Genomic DNA, 19668 nt, shown 5'->3' on the forward strand with positions numbered 1-19668 from the left:
TTTATGCAGTTTCTACTACATTAACTTCTATTTCCCTTGGTTCTTTTAATACAGAACGTGTACTTAAAGCTCCTAAAAGCATAGTTGATAAATTATGTATCAATGAAGATGTTGATGGAGTTATAATTCCAAACATACCCAGTGCTATTAAAGAACCGTTAATGCCAATTATACTGTGATAATTAGTATCTATTTTATTTAACATACCAACACTCAATTTTCTAAGTGTTATTAAATCATATAAATTATCAGACAATAAAGAAACATCTGCAACTTCTCTGGCAATATCTGAAGAGTTTTTCATTGAAACAGACACATCAGCAGCAGCCAATGCAGGAGAATCATTTATTCCATCTCCGACCATAATAATAGTTCTGCCTTCTTCTTTTAAACTTTCAACAATACTGGCCTTATCTTCAGGAAGCACCTGTGAGCGGTATTCAGTTATGCCCAATGCTTCAGCGCTGCTTTTTGCACCACTTTCACTGTCTCCAGTCAACATGATAACATTTTCAATACCTAATTTTTTAAGCTCTTCAATAACATCCCTAGCTTCTTTTCTTACAGGGTCGTTAATACATATGATACCTTCAAGTTTATTATCAATAGCCAAATAAACAACCGAATATTCACAGACTTTTTCGTCAATGAGTTTTTCATCTTCTTTGGATATTTCTACACCTTCATCATCAAATAAAAAGTGTCTGCTTCCTATAACAGCACGTTTGCCATTATAACTTGTTGCAATACCATGAGCTACAATATATTCAACTTCACTATGGTCTTCATCATGTTTTAGACCTTCCTCTTCAGCCTGTTTTACAATAGCCGTAGCAATACTATGTGCAAAATGCTCTTCAATACATGCAGACATTCTTAAAATTTCATCTCTGGAGTAATCTCCAAGAGAAATTACATCAACAACTTTTGGAGTTGCATTAGTAAGAGTTCCTGTTTTGTCGAACACTATTGTATCTGCAGTTGCATATTTTTCAAGGAATTTTCCACCTTTAACCATCATCCTATTATCTGAAGCTTCTTTCATTGCTGAAATAACAGATAATGGAGTTGTTAATTTAAGTGCACATGAGAAATCAACCATTAAAACAGACAATGCTTTTGTAGTATCCCTTGTTATCAGATAAGTAAGGAATGTTGTAAGGAAACTGTATGGCACAATAGAGTCTGCCAATTCCTCAGCTTTACTTTGAGCATCTGCTTTTAATTCTTCTGAATTCTCAATAAGATTTATAATTTTATTTAATCTGGTTTCTTTATCAAAAGAATAAACTTGAACAATCAGATTACCTTCTTCAACAACAGTACCTGCATGAACTGTTTTTCCAGGCATTTTATGGACAGCCAATGGTTCTCCAGTCATGGTTGCTTCATTAACCATCCCTTCACCGTCAACAACTTTACCATCTACAGGTATTACATCACCCATATGAACTTTAATTTTATCATCTTTGTTAATTTGGGATATAGGTTGTTGTATTTCCTCACCATCTTCATTTACTACCCATACAGTATCAATATTTAAAGTTAAACTTTCTTTTAAAGTATTTTTTGTTTTTTGTAATGTGTAGTCTTCAAGCAAATCGGAAATTGATAATAAAAACATCATAGAACTTGCCGGATCGAAATCTCTTTTAAGAAGTGATCCGGTAACTGCTGCACCATCAAGTAGAGCAACATCCACTCTGAAACTTGTTAAACTGTCTAAAGCATGCCATATATACTTAATAGCTCTATAAACAGTCAATAAATTCCTAATTGGAATAGGCAATACAATTTTACCTAATACCCTTCTCACAAGCATACCTGATAAACTAACCCAAAAATTATTAGTTAACTCATTTGAACTCATGTACATGTCAGGTTCAACTTCAACCAAATCATCCTCAGTTATTTTATCAAGTGCTGCAAAGACTTTGTCTCTGTTTTTAACATCATCATAATAGATTAAAATACTTCCGTTTCTATGAGATGTGAAAACTTTTTTAATAAAATTATTTTCTAAAAGCAATGAAGAAATACCATAACCCTCCTTTTTGGTGAAGGCAGCCTGGCCTGAACGAACTCTGATACGAGTTCCGTTATTATACATTACTTGGTATTTCATGTTTTAAACCTTATTCGTCATCTTCAACATAAATTGCTTTTTTATCATCTTTATTAGCATCAACAACAATGTCCTCCGCATTTTGAACCATGTCCTGGTAACATTCTTCAGCATCTTTTTTTGCAGCTAAAACAGCAGCCATACCCTTAGTACATCCTTCTTTTACTGCTTTAGATTCAAGGATTTTTTTACCTGCAATAGCTGCAGCTATTCCTCCAACAAAAATTAATGCGTGTTTATGTTCCATTAATTTATCAATGTATTCTTCCATATTATTTCCTCCGTTATAAAATATTATTAATTAAAACCTAAATTATTTAGGTCTACCTAAAACTTATATTGGTTATATTATATAAATGTTAGGTATACCTAAAAAAAACAATTATGAAAACAGATAATTTAAAATATAACAATTGTTAATAATATCTAATAAGAGGGAGTTCATATGGAATTTATCAAAACAATAGATGCAATTAAATGGAAAGATGGAAATTATGAAAAAACAGAAGAAAAAACTGTTGAAGACGAATATGCTTACTTATTTATTGACTGCCTACCTCCAAGAAAGTTTTCAGTTTATCCGAAAAACTTAGATGACTTTGCAATCGGATATTGTCTTGGAGAAGGTTTAATAAAAACAAATGAAGATATAGAAGAAATTAAAGTAAGTAAAACAAATGTATTAGTTAAAACTCGTCTTAACCATACTCCTGAAGAGGATTTTGAACAGTACGATATAGTTCAAAAAAGAAAAGGAGAGTGCGAACATGCCTGCGTTTGCAGATTACTTGAATATCAGGGAGTAAATTCAGACAATGCCGGAGGAATAAGATCCCAGTTAAAAACAGTGACTCCAAACAATTCCACTTTAAAAATTGATGCAACACAGATTATAAAAGATATGGATAATTTAAAAGAAAATGCCAAAATCTGGCAGGATACAGGAAGTGTTCATGTAGCTCAGCTAATTTATAAAAATAAAAGCATCATAAGAGAAGATGTAAGCAGACATGTAGCTGTAGACAAAGTCATTGGAGCTGCTTTTAAATCAGGATATGATTTGACACAATCATACATCACATACAGCGGAAGAATGCCTGCAGATATGCTTATAAAAGTAATAAGAGTAGGAATTCCAATCATCATATCCAATGCAGCACCTGCAGCTTCAGGATATGAAATAGCTAAAAAAGGCAATATAACAATGGTTGGATTTGTTAGAAATAACAGATTTAATCTCTACAGCGCACCGCAGAGAATAAATCTTGAAAAATAAAATTATTGTGTTTCGATAACACTATTTAAAATTTGAACAGCTTTACTGAAAGCAGGCATTCCAGAAGTTAAAAGGACAATTTTTAAAACATCCATTATTTCTTCTTTGGTAATGTCCAATTCTTTCATTCCGCTTTTTATTTGTTTTTTAGTAGCTCTTGGATCTGCTCTTGAAGCTGTAATTCCAATAGCTATTAATTTTTGAGTCTTATAATCAAGTGCATATCCGTCGTAAACTACTTCACTTATATCTTTAACAAGCTCGTAGAGGTCAGGATATTCCCCTTCAAGTTCATGAATTCCTTTTCCATAAAAAACTTCATCTTTCATATAACCACTCCCTTAATTGATTGGTTATTATATAAAAAATAAGTTATATATAAATGTAATCAGTTATTTTCAATAGCTTCACGAACTTTTTTAATAGCGATTTCCTTTTTAGCCGGATATGCTGCTATTTTAACTTTAAGATGAATTGAATCTCCAGAATCTACAATTGTAATTTTTTCGTCAACTGCATCTTCTTTAGATAATCGTAAAAATAAATTTCCTTTATCATCAACTTTGCGTTCCAAATCATTATTTAATTTATCAAGTTGATTTTGGTCTAATTCTAAGAGTAAATTAAAAAAAGCTTTTGTTTGTCTTTTCTTATCTACAACACCTGAGAGTATAATGATTTTATCTTCCATTAATCCTTCTGCATCTTCACTTTCAATTTCAGCATCTGGAAATATGTTGTAGATGGCCTGAGTTAATTCATCGAGATTTTCACTCTCATAAACAAACTCTCTAAATCTGATATTATGAATCATTTTATCAAAAAAGGTATTAAGAAAGGAGATTTATTTTTTTCTCCTTGCTTGTTCACTACCTTTTCCTTTGGAAGTTAATCCACGTCCTTTAGTTCCAGCACTAGTTAAGCCTCTGAGAGCTCTGTTAGTGTGTTTTTTGGAGCAAATCCAATTGATTTTTTCATCATTAACAATAGAAGGACTTTGTGGATCTACTAAAATAACTTCATAATATTTATATTTACCGTCAGCCCATACCCAGTAAGAGTTTAATACTTCTAAATTAGGGTATTTTTTAGCTACACGTTCTTCAGCAATCCTTTGAATGGATTTAGCTTGGGTAATTTTGTTTACACCCATTCTTTTAGGTTTACGTCCTCCGATAAAACGAGATTTCCTTCTTCCACCACGTCTTACTCTGGTTCTTACTAAAACGAAACCTTTTTTAGCTCTGTAACCTAAACTTCTAGCTCTATCAAGCCTGGTTGGTCTTTCAATTCTTTGAACTGCTGATTGCCTTCTCCATTTAGGAGCTCTTTCCCACATTAATTCCCTTACATAGGATTCATCTGGGTTTTTCCATGCATCTCTAATATATTTATACATAATAACACCTTTTGTTCAGCTTTTTTAAAAAGCCACATCCATGAGACATTGTCTCGAAAAAAGTTATGTAATCGTCAATAAATCAACGATAATAAAATATTTGTTTTGTTTATTTATAAAGTTATGGTTAAACATATAAAGAAAAATTAGTATTGAGTGTTAACGAATTATTTATAATTAATCCCATATAAATATTAATGAGGATGAAAAGTATGAAAATGCCTGATAAATTAGATTCAAAACTGCTGGCTCCCTGCGGAATAAACTGCATCAGCTGTGAGAGATATCAAAATCCGTGTGCAGGATGTTTAATAGGTGATGACGGAAAAACTAAAGCCAGTTTGAAATGCAAAATAAAATCCTGCTTTGATACAAAGAATTTTAGCTATTGCGGAAGGTGTAGTGAATTTCCATGCCCTCAAATGAAAAAACACAGCAAAAAATACATCAAAAGATATGATTTAAATACACTTGAAAGTGCCAAAAGAATAAAAAATATGGGTATTGGCAAAATAACAGATTCAGACCGTGAAAAATGGACCTGTCCACAATGTGGCGGAGTAATTAAATTTCAAACTAAAAAATGCAGTGAATGTGACTATTCATTATAACTCTTTTTTTAAAAGTAATACTTATGGCTAAAATAAGCTTATAAAAGTAATACTCCCTTATTTTTTAAAAAATAATACTTAATATATAAATAAAATAAAAAAAAAGTAATACTTAATACTTTTAGGCAAAATAAAGTATTTTAGTAATACTTTTTTTAGTAAACCTTATTAATTATTACGATAATAAAAATTATTAGGTTGTTATTATATCATACTAAATATTATATTGATATTACTAACAAGCTACTTTTTTAATAATTAAAACGAAATGTGAAAAAAATGGATAGAAAATATCTTATAGGTGCAATACTTGTAATTATTGTTATAATTATAGGATGTGCTGTTTATTTCGGACAGTCACATGTAGAACGTGCTGATGACGAACTTGTAGTTGCAGCTTACAGTCACGGAGGAGAACCAGAATCTGGTTTTGATCCGATTTTAGGTTGGAACTATTATTCAGAACCTTTAATACAAAGTACTTTATTAAAAATGAACAGAAATATGAGTTATGAAAATGATTTAGCCACTAATTATACAATAAGTGATGATTATAAAACATACACTGTTCAAATAAGAGATGATGTTAAATTTACCGACAACACACCATTAGATGCTGAAGATGTTGCATTTACATATAATGAAGCTAAAAAAACTGGAGCTAGCTTAGACTTAAGTAATATGAATAATGCAACTGCAGTAAACCCAACTACAGTACAATTTGATTTAAACAAATCAGATTCCACTTTCCTAGATAAATTAGCATATATTGGTATAGTACCATCTGATTCCTACAACAATGAAACTTATGGAAGTAACCCTGTTGGATCAGGACCATATAAATTTGCTCAATGGGATAAAGGTCAGCAAGTAATTTTAGAAAGAAATGACAATTATTATGGAGACCAACCGGAATTCAAAAAATTAACTATTCTTTTCGCTCAAAATGAAGCTGCATTTAATGCTGCTAAAAATAAAGAAGTAGATGTATCTGCTGTACCTTTAGCTTATGCAAAAGAAAATGTTGACGGATACAATATGTATCTCATGGACACTATTGATGTAAGAGGAATTTCCCTACCAACTAAAATGAATACTGGTGAAAAGAATCCTGACGGTGGAGATGTAGGTAACAATGTAACTGGAGATATCGCAATTAGAAAAGCTCTAAACTATGGTATTGACAGAACCAGCCTTTGTGAAGGTGCATTAAACGGAATAGGATATCCTAATTACGATGGAATTGCTCACCAATTACCATGGGCAAACAATGCAACTGCTATTGAAGACGGAGACATTGCAAAAGCAAATGAAACCTTGGAAAAAGCAGGATGGGTTGACAGTGATGGTGACGGAATCCGTGAGAAAAACGGAACCAAAGCATCCTTCGAATTATATTACTCATCTGATGCTCCTGAAAGACAAGCAATTGCAGTTTCTGTTTCTGAACAAGCAAAAGAAATGGGTATTGAAGTAAAAGCTATTGGTTCTAATTGGGATGAAATGGATGGAATTAAAAATTCACAGGCAATTGTCTGGGGATTCGGAAGTACTGACCCGTCAACAATCTGGTCAGAATACCACAGTTCCCAGGCAGGTATTGGATACAATAACCCATCATATGTAAACGACAGTGTTATTGATCAACATATTGACAATGCATTTAAACAATCACGTGAAAGTTCATATTCCGAATGGTCTAATGCAGTTTGGGACGGCAGTCATGGTATTTCACCACAAGGTGACGCATCATGGTTATGGATCGGTGAAATCAAATACGGATATTTCGTAGATGACAGCTTAGACATATCCAACGATACTGCTCTTTTACAACCTCACGGAGGAGACATATTTGGAAACATATATGACTGGAAACGTGTTTCATCAATAGAAAAATGATTTAAATGATTCAAATCATTTAAAATCATTTTATTACTTTTTTTGGACAACGATATTATGTCAAATCATGAAAAAATACTCAAATTTTTAGGATATCGGCTGGTAAGATTTATCATCCTACTTATTGCAATTATTATAATCAGTTTTATAATGGTCGATTTATCACCAATAAATCCTGTAAAGACTTATATCAGTAATATGATTGTCAGTCCAGAACAAGTTGCAGCATTGGAAGCCTATTGGGGTGTTAATGAACCTATAACTGCCAAAATAATGAATTGGTTAGGTAATATTATTCATGGTGATTTAGGAAATTCATTAATATTTAGAATACCTGTTATAGATGTTATTAAAGAAAAATTTTTCGCATCATTAATCTTAATGATGACATCCTGGGCAATATCAGGAGTTCTTGGATTTTTATTAGGAATTGTTGCAGGGTATAAAAAAGATACCTGGATTGACAAAGCAATCAAAGTTTACTGTTACATTTTACAGTCTGCTCCAACATTTTGGATTGCATTAATTATATTAATGGTATTCAGTATTCAGCTTGGATGGTTCCCTTCAGGACTTGGAGTTCCAATTGGAAGTTTAAGCCAGGATGTAACTATATGGGAATGGTTAAACCGTTTAATTTTACCGGCATTTACATTAAGTATCTTAGGTGTAGCTCAAATTGCATTGTATACCAGAGATAAGTTAATTGAAGAAATGAACAGTGATTATTTCTTATTTGCAAAAGCAAGAGGAGAACACGGATGGTCACTTATTAAAAGACACGGAATCAGGAATGTTCTTTTGCCAGCAATTACACTGCAATTTTTAAGTTTCAGTGAACTGTTTGGAGGAGCAGTTCTTGTAGAACAAGTATTTACATATCCTGGAATTGGACAGGCTGCAGTTTCAGCAGGTTTAAGAAGTGATGTTCCATTATTATTGGGAATTGTCATATTCAGTGCAATATTCGTTTATGTAGGTAATTTAATAGCAGATATTATTTACAACTTTGTAGACCCTAGAATTAAAGAAGGTGAAGAGGATGGTCAATAAAAACAAAAAAACATCAAAATTAAATATGAATCTAAGAACAAAAACATTATTGACTATATCTTTAATAGTATTACTTTTAGTTTTAGTAATAATTACCAGCTTATCCATAAATCCAGGAGATATTAAAACAAATTTCCAGCTAATGAACCAGGCTCCGTCATTTGAACACTTATTCGGTACTGACTGGATAGGCAGAGATATGTTTACCCGTACATTAAAAGGATTAGGATTAAGTATCCAGATTGGAATTGTTGCATCAATATTAAGTAGTATAATAGCAGTGATTCTTGGATTATTGTCCAGTTTCAACAAATATTTTGACACTTTTGTTTCATGGATTGTAGATTTATTCCTGTCTGTGCCTCACATATTGGCAATAATTCTTATTTCAATTGCATTAGGAGGAGGGGCATTTGGAGTTACTGTCGGTGTTGCATTGACACATTGGACATCCCTAACAAGAGTTCTTAGAGCTGAAATAAAACAGATTCAAACTTCAGAATATGTAAAACTATCTAAAAACCTTGGAAAATCTAAACTTTGGATAGCTACAAAACAGATATTGCCTTTAATTGTAAGTCAGATAATAGTTGGAACTATATTAATTTTCCCTCATGCAATTATGCACGAAGCCAGTGTTACATTTTTAGGATTCGGATTATCTCCTCACGAACCTGCTATTGGAGTTATCTTATCTGAATCAATGAAATATCTTGCAACTGGAAACTGGTGGTTAGCACTATTCCCTGGTTTATCTTTATTAATAATTGTATTGCTCTTTGATATAGTTGGAGAAAATATTAAAAAATTACTTAATCCGGCAAGTGCAAATAACTAGGAAGTGTCAAGATGAATAAACTATTAGACGTTAATAATGTATCAATCTCATTTATACAATACACAAAAGGATTAAAACAGCAAAATCTTAAAGTAATTACAGATTTAACCTTGGATATTGAAGAAGGAGAAATTTTAGCAGTATTAGGTTCAAGCGGATCTGGAAAAAGTTTATTAGCACATGCAATATTAGGCATTTTACCGGATAATGCTGATTTAAATGGAGAAATAAAATATAACGGAAATGTTTTAAATCAAAAAGCAAAAGAAGAAATTCGGGGAAAAGAAATTTCATTAATTCCACAGTCCGTTAATTTTCTAGACCCTTTAATGAAAATAGCTGACCAGGTTATTGGAGAATGTGAAACTGAAGAGGAATGCCGTGAAAAACAAATAAAACAAAGAAAAATATTTGAAAAATACGGATTAAGTGAAGATGTTGACAATATGTACCCATTCCAATTATCCGGAGGAATGGCAAGACGTGTTTTAATTTCAACAGCTCTTCTTTCAAACCCTAAATTAATAATTGCTGATGAACCAACTCCAGGATTAGATCAAAAATCAGTTAAAGAAACCTTAAATTATCTAAAACAGATGGCTGATGACAATGTAGGGGTACTGTTAATTACTCACGACATTTATGCAGCTTTAGAAGTTGCCAACAGAATTTGTATATTTTATTCCGGTTTTGTAATTGAAATAGTTGATACAAAAGACTTTAAAGAAGGTAAAAACTTATTACATCCATATACTCAGGCATTATATGAAGCATTGCCTAAAAATGGATTTAAACTAACTAAAGGGCATCAGCCATTACACGGAGAAATTCCAAACGGATGTCCGTACTATGACCGGTGTGATTCTCCTTTAGAATACTGTAATGAAAAAAGACCTAACTTAATTAACAACATCAGATGTTTTAAATACAATCAGGAGGAATAAAATGGAATTAATTGGAAAAAACATAACCTACAAATATCCTTCTTCAAAAAAATATGTTTTAAAAGATGTGGATATCACATTAAACAGCGATAAAATTACTGGACTAATTGGAGAAAGCGGAAAGGGTAAATCAACATTATGTAAAATATTATCTAATTATATTCCAAAATATGATGGGGAAGTTTATCTGGATAATCAGATACTTCCTAAAAATGGATTTTGCCCTGTTCAATTAATTTTTCAGCACCCTGAAAAAGTAATGAATCCAAAATGGAAAATGAAAGATATTTTAGAAGAATCCTGGAATGTCAGTGATGATTTAATAAGTGAATTTGGTATTCAGCAGTCATGGATGAGCAGATATCCAAGTGAGCTTTCAGGTGGAGAACTGCAAAGATACTCTGTTTTAAGATCACTGAATCCGAAAACAAAGTTTTTAATAGCTGATGAAATGACAACAATGCTTGATGCAGTCACACAGGTGCAAATATTGGATTCAGTTATTAAAATTATTAAAAAAAGAAAAATGGGATTACTTATTGTAAGTCATGACTTAGACTTAATCGATACCATTTGTGATGATAAAATTTATTTAAAAGATATTAATAATATTTAAACTATTAATATCTTATTTTCTAGCTTTTCCTACTTTACGGGCGATTACCAATTCCCCAACAGATATTAATCCTGCAAAGAAATTTTCAAGACCTTTGGTTGCCCAAATAGCCTCACCAAAAGTAGCTTCCCTTATTGTTGCTTCATAATCTTCAGGTTTTACTTTTTTACCGGTTGCCCTTTTAGAAACAATAGCTGCTGCAGCCATTAATTCATCCCAGGTTACACCTTTTAACTGTTTGCACATTGCAACATATAACTTGTAAACTTTAATATCATAAAGTGCAGACAAAAGTTCTACAATATCACAAGCACGAATCATTCCCACAACCTGATTATCATCATTTAAAACAGGTACAGTAACAAATTTATTGTTTGCTGTTTCTATAACTGCAAGTCTTGAAGGTGCATTTTCATTGATAGTAGTTATTTCTTCATAGGAACTCATGATTTCCTTAATTTTATCATTACCTTCACGTAACCCCTTAGTAATTTCAAAAGAAGTTACCCATCCAACCAAATGTTTATTATCATCTACAACAGGGCATGTGAACCTACGTATTTTTTCCATGGTGATAGAAACATCTTTAACACTGTCCTCAGGACTTATATATACAAATTTTTTATCCATTAACTCTTTAGCTTTCATAAAACAACCCCTTTAGTCAATTTCAACAAAGTTCAACGCCCCAACAGGACAGTGACTTGTACAATTAATACATCTTATGCATTTATCATTATTCAATACCACTTTCTCTTCATCTAACCAAATAGCTTCCACAGGACAGTTCTCTTCACACAAATAACAGTTAACACATTCGTCCTGATTAATTTCAAGATTTTTAGTGTGAACAATAGGTCCGATAGTTCTGTCTAATTTAACAGAGTCATTTTCGCAAAATTGAACACAGGCCCCGCATCCAATACATAACTTTTTATTAATGACCGGATACAATACATCATCTTCCAGTTCAATATCAACATCAATGCCCAATTCTTCAAAATAGGACTTGAACTCCAATGTGAAAGCATCAGTTGGGCAAAATTTAGCACAGTTATCGTAATTGGCAAGATCAGAATAATCAATAGAAATATCATTCATTCTAACTACCCTATGAGGACGACTAATACTAGCTAAATTATATTCAATAGCCTCATCACCTTCATCATGATTATATGAAACTTTATTGTCTATTAATTTAATAGCTGAAACAGGACATGTTTGAACACATATTTCACATTTAACACAATCATGAGTGATTTTAGCTATTTTAAAAATATTAGCTGGTTCAATAGCATCAACCGGACATTGGTCAACACACATATTACATCTTATACAACGTGGTGCTATAGCAATGATTTCTTTTTGAGAAAAGAATTTATTTAACTCAAACTGAAAATCATCCCCACTATCATGTATTTCCACAGATTTTAAGAGAATTTCACGCTCCAAACTACTTATCTGCTTATCAAAAGATATATTCATACTATTACCAACTGAATAATTTTTTATTTAAATTTAATTTTTGTTTTTAATAATTAATAAAGATTATTTAATTTATAAATTCCTTTAAATCTTTTAAATTAGGGAATTTTTCCATTCCAAAACCTTCAATTGCCTTACTAGCTACCCAATTTCCAATTTTACAAGATTCTTCAAGAGAATAACCATTTAATTTACCGTATAAAAATCCACTGTTAAAGCTATCTCCGGCACCTGTTGTATCAACAACACTGCATTCGTAGGTGCCAACATCACATTCCTCACTATCAGTAATTGCAAAAACACCTTCGGAACCTTTTTTAACAACAACAGTCCGAATACCTTCATCTAAAATATGAACAGCTATTTCTTTTACAGACAATTCATCAGCACAGTCAATAGCTTTGTAATAATCTTCATACAATAATCTTAATTCATTTTCATTAATTAACAAAATATCTGTTTTATCCAAAATCGGCTCTAACTCTTTTAATCCTTTTTGAACATATAACATTCCAGGATCAAAGCTCAGTAAAGTATTATCATTAAGTTTGTCCAGCAGTTCGATTTGAGTCTTGAATGAATCGCCAACAAAGGAAGTGTAATGCATTATTTTACATTTTGAAAGATTCAATAAATTAATTTCATCCAGTACTATTTCATCATTAACTCCAGGATCAACATAAAGACAGCGTTCGCCTTTTTCATCAACAAAACCTAATACTTTACCTGTGTTGCCTTTATCTGCATAAATCAAATTATTAGTATAAACTTCATTCATGGCCAAATTCAGTTCAATCAAATCTCCGTCATCATCTTCAGCTATTTTACCAATTATGGATGTTGGACATCCTAATCTGGCCAGCCCGATTACAGTATTTGCTGCAGATCCTCCAGGAGTATCTTTTTGAGATTTAATGAAACTTTCCTCATCATTACATGCAATATTTTCTACTGTATGCAATTTGTCAACATTCAAAGCTCCAAAACCTATTACATCAACATTAATGTCACTGTCTAAAAATTCCATTTTAAAACCTTATTTTAGAATATCTAATAAATTAATATTTTTGTCTCCAAGTTTTCCGTCATAATTACCTGCAGATATGCTAATTACACCATCAACTTCCAAAGCAGCATCAATTCCTGCTTTTACAGCTTCATTCATTGCATCTTCACTTACTGCATTAATTACAATTTCAGGAATATAATTAACTTCACCAGGAACTTTAGATTCACTGCCTAAACGCTCTTTTAAAGAAGGACAGTAAACATGATTTGTAGTAGGTCCGATTTCAGGATAATTAGTTTCCGGTTTTGAAGCTGCAGAACATATGTCAAATGGTGCAATAGCTCCAGTAACTGATTGAATTGCATCAAGAGCTCTTTTTCCACCTTCCAAAACAGCTTCCTGAGTTTCACACAAATACCAGAAGTTGCCTCCCATAGTACCTTTGTTTAAAGATAATTTTTCTTCAATTTGGAAATCAGGTACTGCAATTGGAACATTAATCAATTTACGGCCATATTCTTCTACAGTCCATTCATAGCCGTCACCACAATGTCCGACAATATCCATCATTTCTATATATTCATCACTTTTTTCATCAGGATAATCAAAAACCCTCATAAATGGTTTGACTAAAATATCCTGTCTAATCCTGTAAGATAATTCAAATGCGAATTTTTCAACATTATCTCCACCAAGCCAGTATTGTACCACTGCACCGTATCTGCCGTCAGGAGTTTCGCTTTTTGCTAAGAATCCTTCAACTCCACCTTCAACTCTTCCGATTACAGCACTTGGAGTGGATGTTGAATCATAAGCTGCTCTTTCAACTAATTCTTTAGTAGGGCCGGTTATTAAAGCTCTTACATATTGGCCTTCAAAAGCTTCAAAAAATGTATTTTCTACTTTTTCATAACTCATCATATTACCTTCTTAATAATTATTAACCTAATCCACCAACGTCTTCGCCACGGATACGATTTCTCATTTCAATACTTTCTTTCAATATATCTTCAAAATTATCCGAATCAACTATTTTAATAAGTGGATATTTAATATTTTTAAATATTCTAAAAAATTCTTCATTAATTTGTGAATCAATTTTATAATCTTCAAATAACTTTTTAATATTATCTGAATTATTATAATCATCAATAAAAGTTAAAACTGCTTTTTTATCATTGTTAGCATAAATATTAGCTATTACTGCTGTTGCAATTGCACTTGGAGATACGATAGCTATTTGAGCTTCCCTTAACGGATAATCATTACCGTTAAAAGATATACTGATTCCATCATGCTCACGGGCAAATCTCAATGGTTCAACATCCGTAATGCTGTCTCCAATATAGAGAATTTCATTAATATTGATATTGTCACGAGATATTATGTCATCAATAGCTAATTTTTTACCTTCACCGCCAATAACATCAATATTTTTAATATTTTCATAAATCCCCATTTTAGGAATTTCACTGAAGAAAATATCATCGAACAGCTCATAATTTTTAGGATTTTCCAGTATCTGCTTTTTAAATTCAGCAATTTTAAGTATTTCTTCATCAATAAGATTTAACTCATCCATATCAACATCAGTATAATATGTGTTTTCAAATGGAAATTCCATAAAATTAGATACTGCTTCAATATATTGACCATAGCTAGTACTAACTATGTAAGTATTCATAGCACTTTGAAGGTATTTTAATAGAAATCTTGAATCGTTAACTACATAGATATGTTCCCGTGAAAAATTAATCAAATCTTCATTTTTAAGATTTTCAACAGCAAAAAAGGGCAAGATTAATTTCAGTGTGTTGCCTGCTTTATAATTATCTTTTTTAACTTCATCTACAAGATAATCATCATATAAACTAAGAATTTTAAATAATTCATCTCCATCCTCAATGAAATGTGCACATAACTCAAAAGCATTGTCATTTAAAGTTAATGGACCTTCACAGTCTGTAATAAATGATTTTTCAAACACATAATCACCTGAAATTAACTAATTTTATTGCAGTTACAGGACAAATTGCCTCACATTGTCTGCAATAAATACAGTTTTCCTCATTAAAAGTAACTTTATCCCCTTCAAGTATCAATGCATCAGTCGGACAATTTTTAACACAAATTCCACAGCTTTGACATTTTTCACTGGCCAATGAAAAGTCAGCTTCCCTTTGGCCTTTCAGATCAGACCTGCTGAAGAACAAATCACATCCTTTACTATGGAAATAATCATCATAAGCTCGGATTGCTCCAAACTGACAGTCTCCAACACATCTTCCACAGTAAACACATTTATTTTCATCTATGACAATTGGTTTTGGAGCATCAAGTGATATTGCACCAGTCGGACAACTGTTTAAACATTCACCACATGCAATACATTTTTTGTCAAATACTTCAATGCCGCGGTTTATCAAATAAGATTCAAACAGCTTGCCGAATTTTTTAATTTCAATATTTTCCCCTAAACTTAAATTCAACTCTCTGTTCATCATGTCATTGACATTATATTGAATATATCCCTCATAATCAACATCATCAAATTCCAAAGATAATGTTTTTGATATTTTCTTAAGAGAACCGTTTAATCCAATTAAATCAATAGATAATCTTTTCATATCCTTATCTACAATTTCAGAAACCATGTCATAAGACTTAATCTCACTATATAATTTAAATGCTTTTTTACGTGAAGAATATTTAATAGCTGTTGACGGACAGGAATGCATACACTCCTCACATCTTGCACAGTATCCCGGATTAATATAAGGCAATTTATTAGTTTTGGAAACATTGATTGCACCTGCTGCCGGACAAACTCTGGTACAGGTCATACAACCGATACAAACATCCTGGTTAACAATAATAACTTTTCCGCCTTTAACTGTTTTTGGAAGAAGCTGACCATATTTAATTGCATCAGTCGGACAGACTCTAAAACAATATCCGCATCTGACACAGGTATCAGGATTTATTACACTGTAAGCTTCTCCAGTGTCAACTGCATGAATTTTAATTGAACCTGTTTTACATGCCTGAACACATGCCCCGCAGGATTTACATAATTTTGTGTTGATATTTGGAACGTTTTCCTTAATTGGTTCTGCAATATCCACATCCATATGTATTGCATCATAAGGACAAGCATTACGACATAATACACAACCAAAACAGGTACTTTTTATTTTAGTAAAACCGTCATTAGGATCAACATATATTGCTTCAATCGGACAGGACTCAAGACATGGCTTGTCTGTACAATTTGCACATTTGCTCTGATTAATTGAAGATTCAACATCTACATCCCTTAAAGGTCTTGGAGTTTTAGTATAACTATCAATCATAACACTCAACCCATAACTACCTCTTCATTTAAATTTGAAGCTTTGACTGTAACATTTACTATCTTTTCACCATTTTCATCCTCTTCTAAAGAGAATTTGGAAATGAAATATTTAATTGTTGAAAACGGACAGGACTGATAACAAATACTACAGCGTAAACATTTATTTTCATTTCTCACAATAGTGTCATTCTTTTCATCAAAGGAAATTGCTTTAGTAGGGCAATCCGGAATACACATTTGACATTTCTTGCAGGTTTCACTATCCCAGTCAATAATTCTAATTTTAAGTCTGTTAATAGCATTAGTTAATATTTCTAAAGCTATCTCTTCATCAGATATTATTTCCAATGCTTTATCAAAAATATCGGAAAGCGGGAAATTATACTGTAAAAGCCTGTCTTTTTTCAGGGACCTTAAATCTTCTTCCTTATTGTTAATGTATTTTTCAAGAAAAGTTACAACCTGAGCTATCAGCTCTTTTTGATCTTGGATATTGTCAACGAAAACTCCTTTCATAGCACCGTTTACCGGACAAACATCAAGACATTCTCCACATGAAATACATTTAAATGGATTTACAACAACCTTGCCGTCATCTTCAACATGGATTGCTCCGACAGGACATTGTTTCATACATTTTTTACATCTGATACAAAGATAATCGTCAATGATAAATTGTCTTTTAGAAGGAATAATATTAAATTCAGGCTTCAATAAATGATTTTCCCCACATTCTAAAGTTTTAGGTTCAGTCGGACAGACTTCTGCACAAAAACCGCATCTGATACAGGCAGATTTATTTATTATCGGATAAGTAACGCCTTCCTTTGTTTCATCATCCTCATCACGAACTAATTTAATTGCATTTGGAGACGGACATGAAGAAATGCAAGCACCACAACCAATACAATATTCTTTAATTACATTTGGAAAGTTTCTAAATCTGGATGGTTTTTCTACAATTTCCGGACTGGTTTTGGCATTAGTAAATCCCTGTGCCCATGCTTTTCTGGCAAAATCATAAATATACCACATCAAAGAAGACATTTTACCTTACCTCAAAAATATTTTTAGTAGTTGTATTGCCTTTTTTATCAGTAATAGCAACTCTTTCTGCACATGCAACACAAGGATCACTTGATGCATAAGTGGATACTGCATCTGCAACAGTAGCAACATCCTTAATCATATATTTTGCACAGGAATCCATATTTGAAATACTTGGAGTCCTGATGGAAATATGTTTAATTAAATTACCGTTGGTTTCAATCATATAACTTACTTCACCACGAGGAGCTTCATTTCTCCATTCAGCATATCCTGATTTAATATCAACAGGAACACGAATATCTCCTTTAGGCATGTTTTCAATAGCCTGCCTGATTAAACTGATACACTCAGGTATTTCATCAATCCTGTTTAAGGTTCTTGCATAATTGTCCCCTTCTTTTCTCCAGATGGTTTTAAAATCAAAGTGGTCGTTGTAAGTATAATGGTCTTCCCTTAAATCATGCTTTAATCCGGATCCTCTTCCAATAGGACCTACAGCTTTTCCTTTAATAGCTTCTTTTTTAGTCATTACTCCAACATTACGGGAACGCATTCCAATAGCAGGACCTTCTGCATAAATCTCTCTTAATCTTGGAATTCTCTCTTCAATAATTTTCAGATTATCAAGAATCGGTTTGAAATGACGTTCATCAGCATCCATTTTAACTCCACCTACTACATTCCAACCCATATTAACTCTATTTCCAGTTAACAGTTCAATAGAATCCATTGCATATTCCCTTATATCCAAAGATTGCATATATAATGTTTCATGATCAATAGATTTGAAAAATGTAGAATTACCAAGCAAATGACTTTGAATCCTGTCTAATTCATTTGTAATAACCCTTAAAAACTGAGCTCTTAAAGGTGCATAAACTCCGGAGATTCTCTCAATAGTTTCTGCAAATGATTGAGTATGTTCATAAGAACATATTCCGCAAACTCTTTCAGCCAAATAAATACCTTTTTGCCAAGTTTTACCTTCAATTATCTTTTCAATCCCTCTGTGAACATAACCATATTCAATTTCGGCTTTAACAACTCTTTCTCCTTCGGTCTGAAGTTTTAGCCTTATCGGTTCTTTTAAATATGGGTGAATCGGACCAATAGGTAATATCATTTCTTTTCCCTCCCACGATTAGCAATAGCCTGTGGACCCACAGCTAAAATTGCCTCTAAAATTTCACTAGGTCTAGGTGGGCAACCAGGTATCTCTGCATCAACAGGTATAAAATCAGAAGCAGGAGCATAAACTTTTCCACCTTCCTGATTAAATACATCTCCTGATTGAGGACAATTTCCAACAGCCACTACAATTTTTGGTTCAGGAGCTTTATCGTAAACTCTCTTTAAATTATCAACCCACTGCTCGGTAACAGCACCAGTCAATAATAAAACATCAGCTTCACGAGGATTGTTATGAACATAAATACCATACTGCTCTAAATCATATCTTGGAGAAGTTAATGCAACCAGTTCAACATCACACCCATTACATCCTCCGCAATTCACAATACAAACATGAATTGAGCTTTTCCTCACAACATCCTTAATAGCATTTAACATCTATAAGCCTCTCAAAATTATTAATTATTATATTTATACTATTCATTATTTATATTCTTTAATAAATTAAATAAATCCTTTCTACCCTCATCTAAAGCAATATCATAAGATTTCCCATCAATAATCTCATTAGCCACTTTATTTTTAAGTTCATCACCCTGTTCTACAGACAATAACTCCAATACATCCACATACCAGGGCAACCTTAAATCAGCATCCAATCTTTCAAGTAAACATTTGTGATTGGCAATTTCCAATGTTCCATGTAATGCTTCTAAAGAAGACATATCCAATAAATCCATAAACAAATCTTCCAAATCTTCAGTTGTGCATCCAAATTCTTTTGAAAAAGGAATTATTATATCTTCCTGCCATTTAAAACTTCCAATCACTCTTTTTTTCATTAAATTAAGTTTAGCTTCATTATCCATACAATCAC

Annotated in this window: 22 protein-coding genes; 7 read left to right on the forward strand and 15 right to left on the reverse strand. The window is 32.2% G+C overall.

Features of this window, described 5'->3' with window-relative positions; all coding sequences use genetic code 11:
* Window position 1: 1 nt before the first annotated feature.
* Window positions 2-2125: a heavy metal translocating P-type ATPase gene (locus MSM_RS01435; RefSeq protein WP_011953808.1), complete on the reverse strand. Its 2124-nt coding sequence runs from the start codon at window positions 2123-2125 to the stop codon at window positions 2-4.
* Window positions 2126-2135: 10 nt separating this feature from the next.
* Window positions 2136-2396, reverse strand: coding sequence for a DUF6110 family protein (locus MSM_RS01440; RefSeq protein ID WP_011953809.1), 261 nt, complete (start codon window positions 2394-2396; stop codon window positions 2136-2138).
* Between the two features lie 174 nt (window positions 2397-2570).
* Between MSM_RS01440 and fdhD the strand changes: the two genes are divergently transcribed.
* The gene (gene fdhD, locus MSM_RS01445) at window positions 2571-3401 is read left to right on the forward strand and encodes a formate dehydrogenase accessory sulfurtransferase FdhD (RefSeq protein ID WP_011953810.1); all 831 of its coding nucleotides are present in this window, start codon (window positions 2571-2573) and stop codon (window positions 3399-3401) included.
* 2 nt (window positions 3402-3403) lie between these two features.
* Here fdhD and MSM_RS01450 read toward each other — a convergent pair whose 3' ends face one another.
* Genes MSM_RS01450 through MSM_RS01460 form a run of 3 tightly spaced genes read right to left on the reverse strand, consistent with a single transcriptional unit; the run spans window position 3404 to window position 4800 of the window.
* Window positions 3404-3730, reverse strand: coding sequence for a carboxymuconolactone decarboxylase family protein (locus MSM_RS01450; protein ID WP_011953811.1), 327 nt, complete (start codon window positions 3728-3730; stop codon window positions 3404-3406).
* Between the two features lie 59 nt (window positions 3731-3789).
* Window positions 3790-4215, reverse strand: coding sequence for an RNA-binding protein (locus MSM_RS01455; RefSeq protein WP_004034457.1), 426 nt, complete (start codon window positions 4213-4215; stop codon window positions 3790-3792).
* Window positions 4216-4245: 30 nt separating this feature from the next.
* A complete protein-coding gene (locus tag MSM_RS01460) occupies window positions 4246-4800 on the reverse strand; it encodes a 50S ribosomal protein L15e (RefSeq protein ID WP_004034464.1) in 555 nt (184 codons plus the stop codon).
* 212 nt (window positions 4801-5012) lie between these two features.
* On the opposite strand from MSM_RS01460, the gene MSM_RS01465 reads away from it, so the two are divergent.
* From MSM_RS01465 to MSM_RS01490, 6 genes are all read left to right on the forward strand, one after another.
* Window positions 5013-5411: a DUF3795 domain-containing protein gene (locus tag MSM_RS01465; protein WP_011953812.1), complete on the forward strand. Its 399-nt coding sequence runs from the start codon at window positions 5013-5015 to the stop codon at window positions 5409-5411.
* 279 nt (window positions 5412-5690) lie between these two features.
* Entirely contained in the window at window positions 5691-7310 is a 1620-nt protein-coding gene (locus tag MSM_RS01470; RefSeq protein WP_011953813.1) for an ABC transporter substrate-binding protein, read from the forward strand.
* Window positions 7311-7367: 57 nt separating this feature from the next.
* A complete protein-coding gene (locus MSM_RS01475; RefSeq protein ID WP_011953814.1) occupies window positions 7368-8363 on the forward strand; it encodes an ABC transporter permease in 996 nt (331 codons plus the stop codon).
* The gene (locus tag MSM_RS01480; protein WP_011953815.1) at window positions 8353-9201 is read left to right on the forward strand and encodes an ABC transporter permease; all 849 of its coding nucleotides are present in this window, start codon (window positions 8353-8355) and stop codon (window positions 9199-9201) included. Before MSM_RS01475 ends, MSM_RS01480 begins: the two co-directional genes overlap by 11 nt.
* Before the next feature lie 11 nt (window positions 9202-9212).
* The gene (locus MSM_RS01485; protein ID WP_011953816.1) at window positions 9213-10145 is read left to right on the forward strand and encodes an oligopeptide/dipeptide ABC transporter ATP-binding protein; all 933 of its coding nucleotides are present in this window, start codon (window positions 9213-9215) and stop codon (window positions 10143-10145) included.
* Window position 10146: 1 nt separating this feature from the next.
* Complete coding sequence (locus MSM_RS01490) at window positions 10147-10761, forward strand: ABC transporter ATP-binding protein (RefSeq protein WP_004034476.1); 615 nt, start codon at window positions 10147-10149, stop codon at window positions 10759-10761.
* 12 nt (window positions 10762-10773) lie between these two features.
* On the opposite strand, the gene MSM_RS01495 is transcribed toward MSM_RS01490, so the two are convergent.
* From MSM_RS01495 to MSM_RS01540, 10 genes are all read right to left on the reverse strand, one after another.
* On the reverse strand, window positions 10774-11409 hold the full coding sequence (locus MSM_RS01495) for a CBS domain-containing protein (protein ID WP_004034478.1): 636 nt from the start codon (window positions 11407-11409) through the stop codon (window positions 10774-10776).
* 12 nt (window positions 11410-11421) lie between these two features.
* Window positions 11422-12246, reverse strand: coding sequence for a 4Fe-4S binding protein (locus MSM_RS01500; protein ID WP_004034480.1), 825 nt, complete (start codon window positions 12244-12246; stop codon window positions 11422-11424).
* A gap of 67 nt (window positions 12247-12313) precedes the next feature.
* The gene (locus MSM_RS01505; protein ID WP_011953817.1) at window positions 12314-13273 is read right to left on the reverse strand and encodes a carbohydrate kinase family protein; all 960 of its coding nucleotides are present in this window, start codon (window positions 13271-13273) and stop codon (window positions 12314-12316) included.
* Window positions 13274-13282: 9 nt separating this feature from the next.
* Complete coding sequence (locus MSM_RS01510; RefSeq protein ID WP_004034736.1) at window positions 13283-14173, reverse strand: formylmethanofuran--tetrahydromethanopterin N-formyltransferase; 891 nt, start codon at window positions 14171-14173, stop codon at window positions 13283-13285.
* A gap of 22 nt (window positions 14174-14195) precedes the next feature.
* Window positions 14196-15242 (reverse strand): membrane protein, encoded by a 1047-nt coding sequence (locus MSM_RS01515; RefSeq protein ID WP_011953819.1) that lies wholly within the window; start codon window positions 15240-15242, stop codon window positions 14196-14198.
* A gap of 4 nt (window positions 15243-15246) precedes the next feature.
* Window positions 15247-16617, reverse strand: coding sequence for a 4Fe-4S binding protein (locus MSM_RS01520; RefSeq protein WP_048058603.1), 1371 nt, complete (start codon window positions 16615-16617; stop codon window positions 15247-15249).
* On the reverse strand, window positions 16614-17657 hold the full coding sequence (locus tag MSM_RS01525; protein ID WP_011953821.1) for a 4Fe-4S binding protein: 1044 nt from the start codon (window positions 17655-17657) through the stop codon (window positions 16614-16616). Before MSM_RS01525 ends, MSM_RS01520 begins: the two co-directional genes overlap by 4 nt.
* Before the next feature lies 1 nt (window position 17658).
* On the reverse strand, window positions 17659-18783 hold the full coding sequence (locus MSM_RS01530) for a hydrogenase large subunit (protein WP_004034488.1): 1125 nt from the start codon (window positions 18781-18783) through the stop codon (window positions 17659-17661).
* Window positions 18780-19229 (reverse strand): NADH-quinone oxidoreductase subunit B family protein, encoded by a 450-nt coding sequence (locus MSM_RS01535; RefSeq protein WP_004034489.1) that lies wholly within the window; start codon window positions 19227-19229, stop codon window positions 18780-18782. The genes MSM_RS01530 and MSM_RS01535 overlap by 4 nt, the downstream gene beginning before the upstream one ends.
* A 38-nt stretch (window positions 19230-19267) precedes the next feature.
* Window positions 19268-19660 (reverse strand): DUF1959 family protein, encoded by a 393-nt coding sequence (locus MSM_RS01540; protein WP_004034490.1) that lies wholly within the window; start codon window positions 19658-19660, stop codon window positions 19268-19270.
* Window positions 19661-19668: the final 8 nt, after the last annotated feature.

The sequence above is a fragment of the Methanobrevibacter smithii ATCC 35061 genome, from assembly GCF_000016525.1.
In the GTDB taxonomy this organism is placed as follows: domain Archaea; phylum Methanobacteriota; class Methanobacteria; order Methanobacteriales; family Methanobacteriaceae; genus Methanocatella; species Methanocatella smithii.

What these genes read in the sequence shown, in the direction of transcription:
- MSM_RS01460 (WP_004034464.1), bottom strand. Translation starts at nt 4,800, where the DNA reads ATGTATAAATATATTAGAGATGCATGGAAAAACCCAGATGAATCCTAT.
- MSM_RS01505 (WP_011953817.1), bottom strand. Translation starts at nt 13,273, where the DNA reads ATGGAATTTTTAGACAGTGACATTAATGTTGATGTAATAGGTTTTGGA.
- MSM_RS01495 (WP_004034478.1), bottom strand. Translation starts at nt 11,409, where the DNA reads ATGAAAGCTAAAGAGTTAATGGATAAAAAATTTGTATATATAAGTCCT.
- MSM_RS01435 (WP_011953808.1), bottom strand. Translation starts at nt 2,125, where the DNA reads ATGAAATACCAAGTAATGTATAATAACGGAACTCGTATCAGAGTTCGT.
- MSM_RS01450 (WP_011953811.1), bottom strand. Translation starts at nt 3,730, where the DNA reads ATGAAAGATGAAGTTTTTTATGGAAAAGGAATTCATGAACTTGAAGGG.
- MSM_RS01530 (WP_004034488.1), bottom strand. Translation starts at nt 18,783, where the DNA reads ATGATATTACCTATTGGTCCGATTCACCCATATTTAAAAGAACCGATA.
- MSM_RS01525 (WP_011953821.1), bottom strand. Translation starts at nt 17,657, where the DNA reads ATGTCTTCTTTGATGTGGTATATTTATGATTTTGCCAGAAAAGCATGG.
- MSM_RS01485 (WP_011953816.1), top strand. Translation starts at nt 9,213, where the DNA reads ATGAATAAACTATTAGACGTTAATAATGTATCAATCTCATTTATACAA.
- MSM_RS01535 (WP_004034489.1), bottom strand. Translation starts at nt 19,229, where the DNA reads ATGTTAAATGCTATTAAGGATGTTGTGAGGAAAAGCTCAATTCATGTT.
- MSM_RS01540 (WP_004034490.1), bottom strand. Translation starts at nt 19,660, where the DNA reads ATGGATAATGAAGCTAAACTTAATTTAATGAAAAAAAGAGTGATTGGA.
- MSM_RS01470 (WP_011953813.1), top strand. Translation starts at nt 5,691, where the DNA reads ATGGATAGAAAATATCTTATAGGTGCAATACTTGTAATTATTGTTATA.
- MSM_RS01490 (WP_004034476.1), top strand. Translation starts at nt 10,147, where the DNA reads ATGGAATTAATTGGAAAAAACATAACCTACAAATATCCTTCTTCAAAA.
- MSM_RS01440 (WP_011953809.1), bottom strand. Translation starts at nt 2,396, where the DNA reads ATGGAAGAATACATTGATAAATTAATGGAACATAAACACGCATTAATT.
- MSM_RS01475 (WP_011953814.1), top strand. Translation starts at nt 7,368, where the DNA reads ATGTCAAATCATGAAAAAATACTCAAATTTTTAGGATATCGGCTGGTA.
- MSM_RS01510 (WP_004034736.1), bottom strand. Translation starts at nt 14,173, where the DNA reads ATGAGTTATGAAAAAGTAGAAAATACATTTTTTGAAGCTTTTGAAGGC.
- MSM_RS01500 (WP_004034480.1), bottom strand. Translation starts at nt 12,246, where the DNA reads ATGAATATATCTTTTGATAAGCAGATAAGTAGTTTGGAGCGTGAAATT.
- MSM_RS01455 (WP_004034457.1), bottom strand. Translation starts at nt 4,215, where the DNA reads ATGATTCATAATATCAGATTTAGAGAGTTTGTTTATGAGAGTGAAAAT.
- MSM_RS01480 (WP_011953815.1), top strand. Translation starts at nt 8,353, where the DNA reads ATGGTCAATAAAAACAAAAAAACATCAAAATTAAATATGAATCTAAGA.
- fdhD (WP_011953810.1), top strand. Translation starts at nt 2,571, where the DNA reads ATGGAATTTATCAAAACAATAGATGCAATTAAATGGAAAGATGGAAAT.
- MSM_RS01465 (WP_011953812.1), top strand. Translation starts at nt 5,013, where the DNA reads ATGAAAATGCCTGATAAATTAGATTCAAAACTGCTGGCTCCCTGCGGA.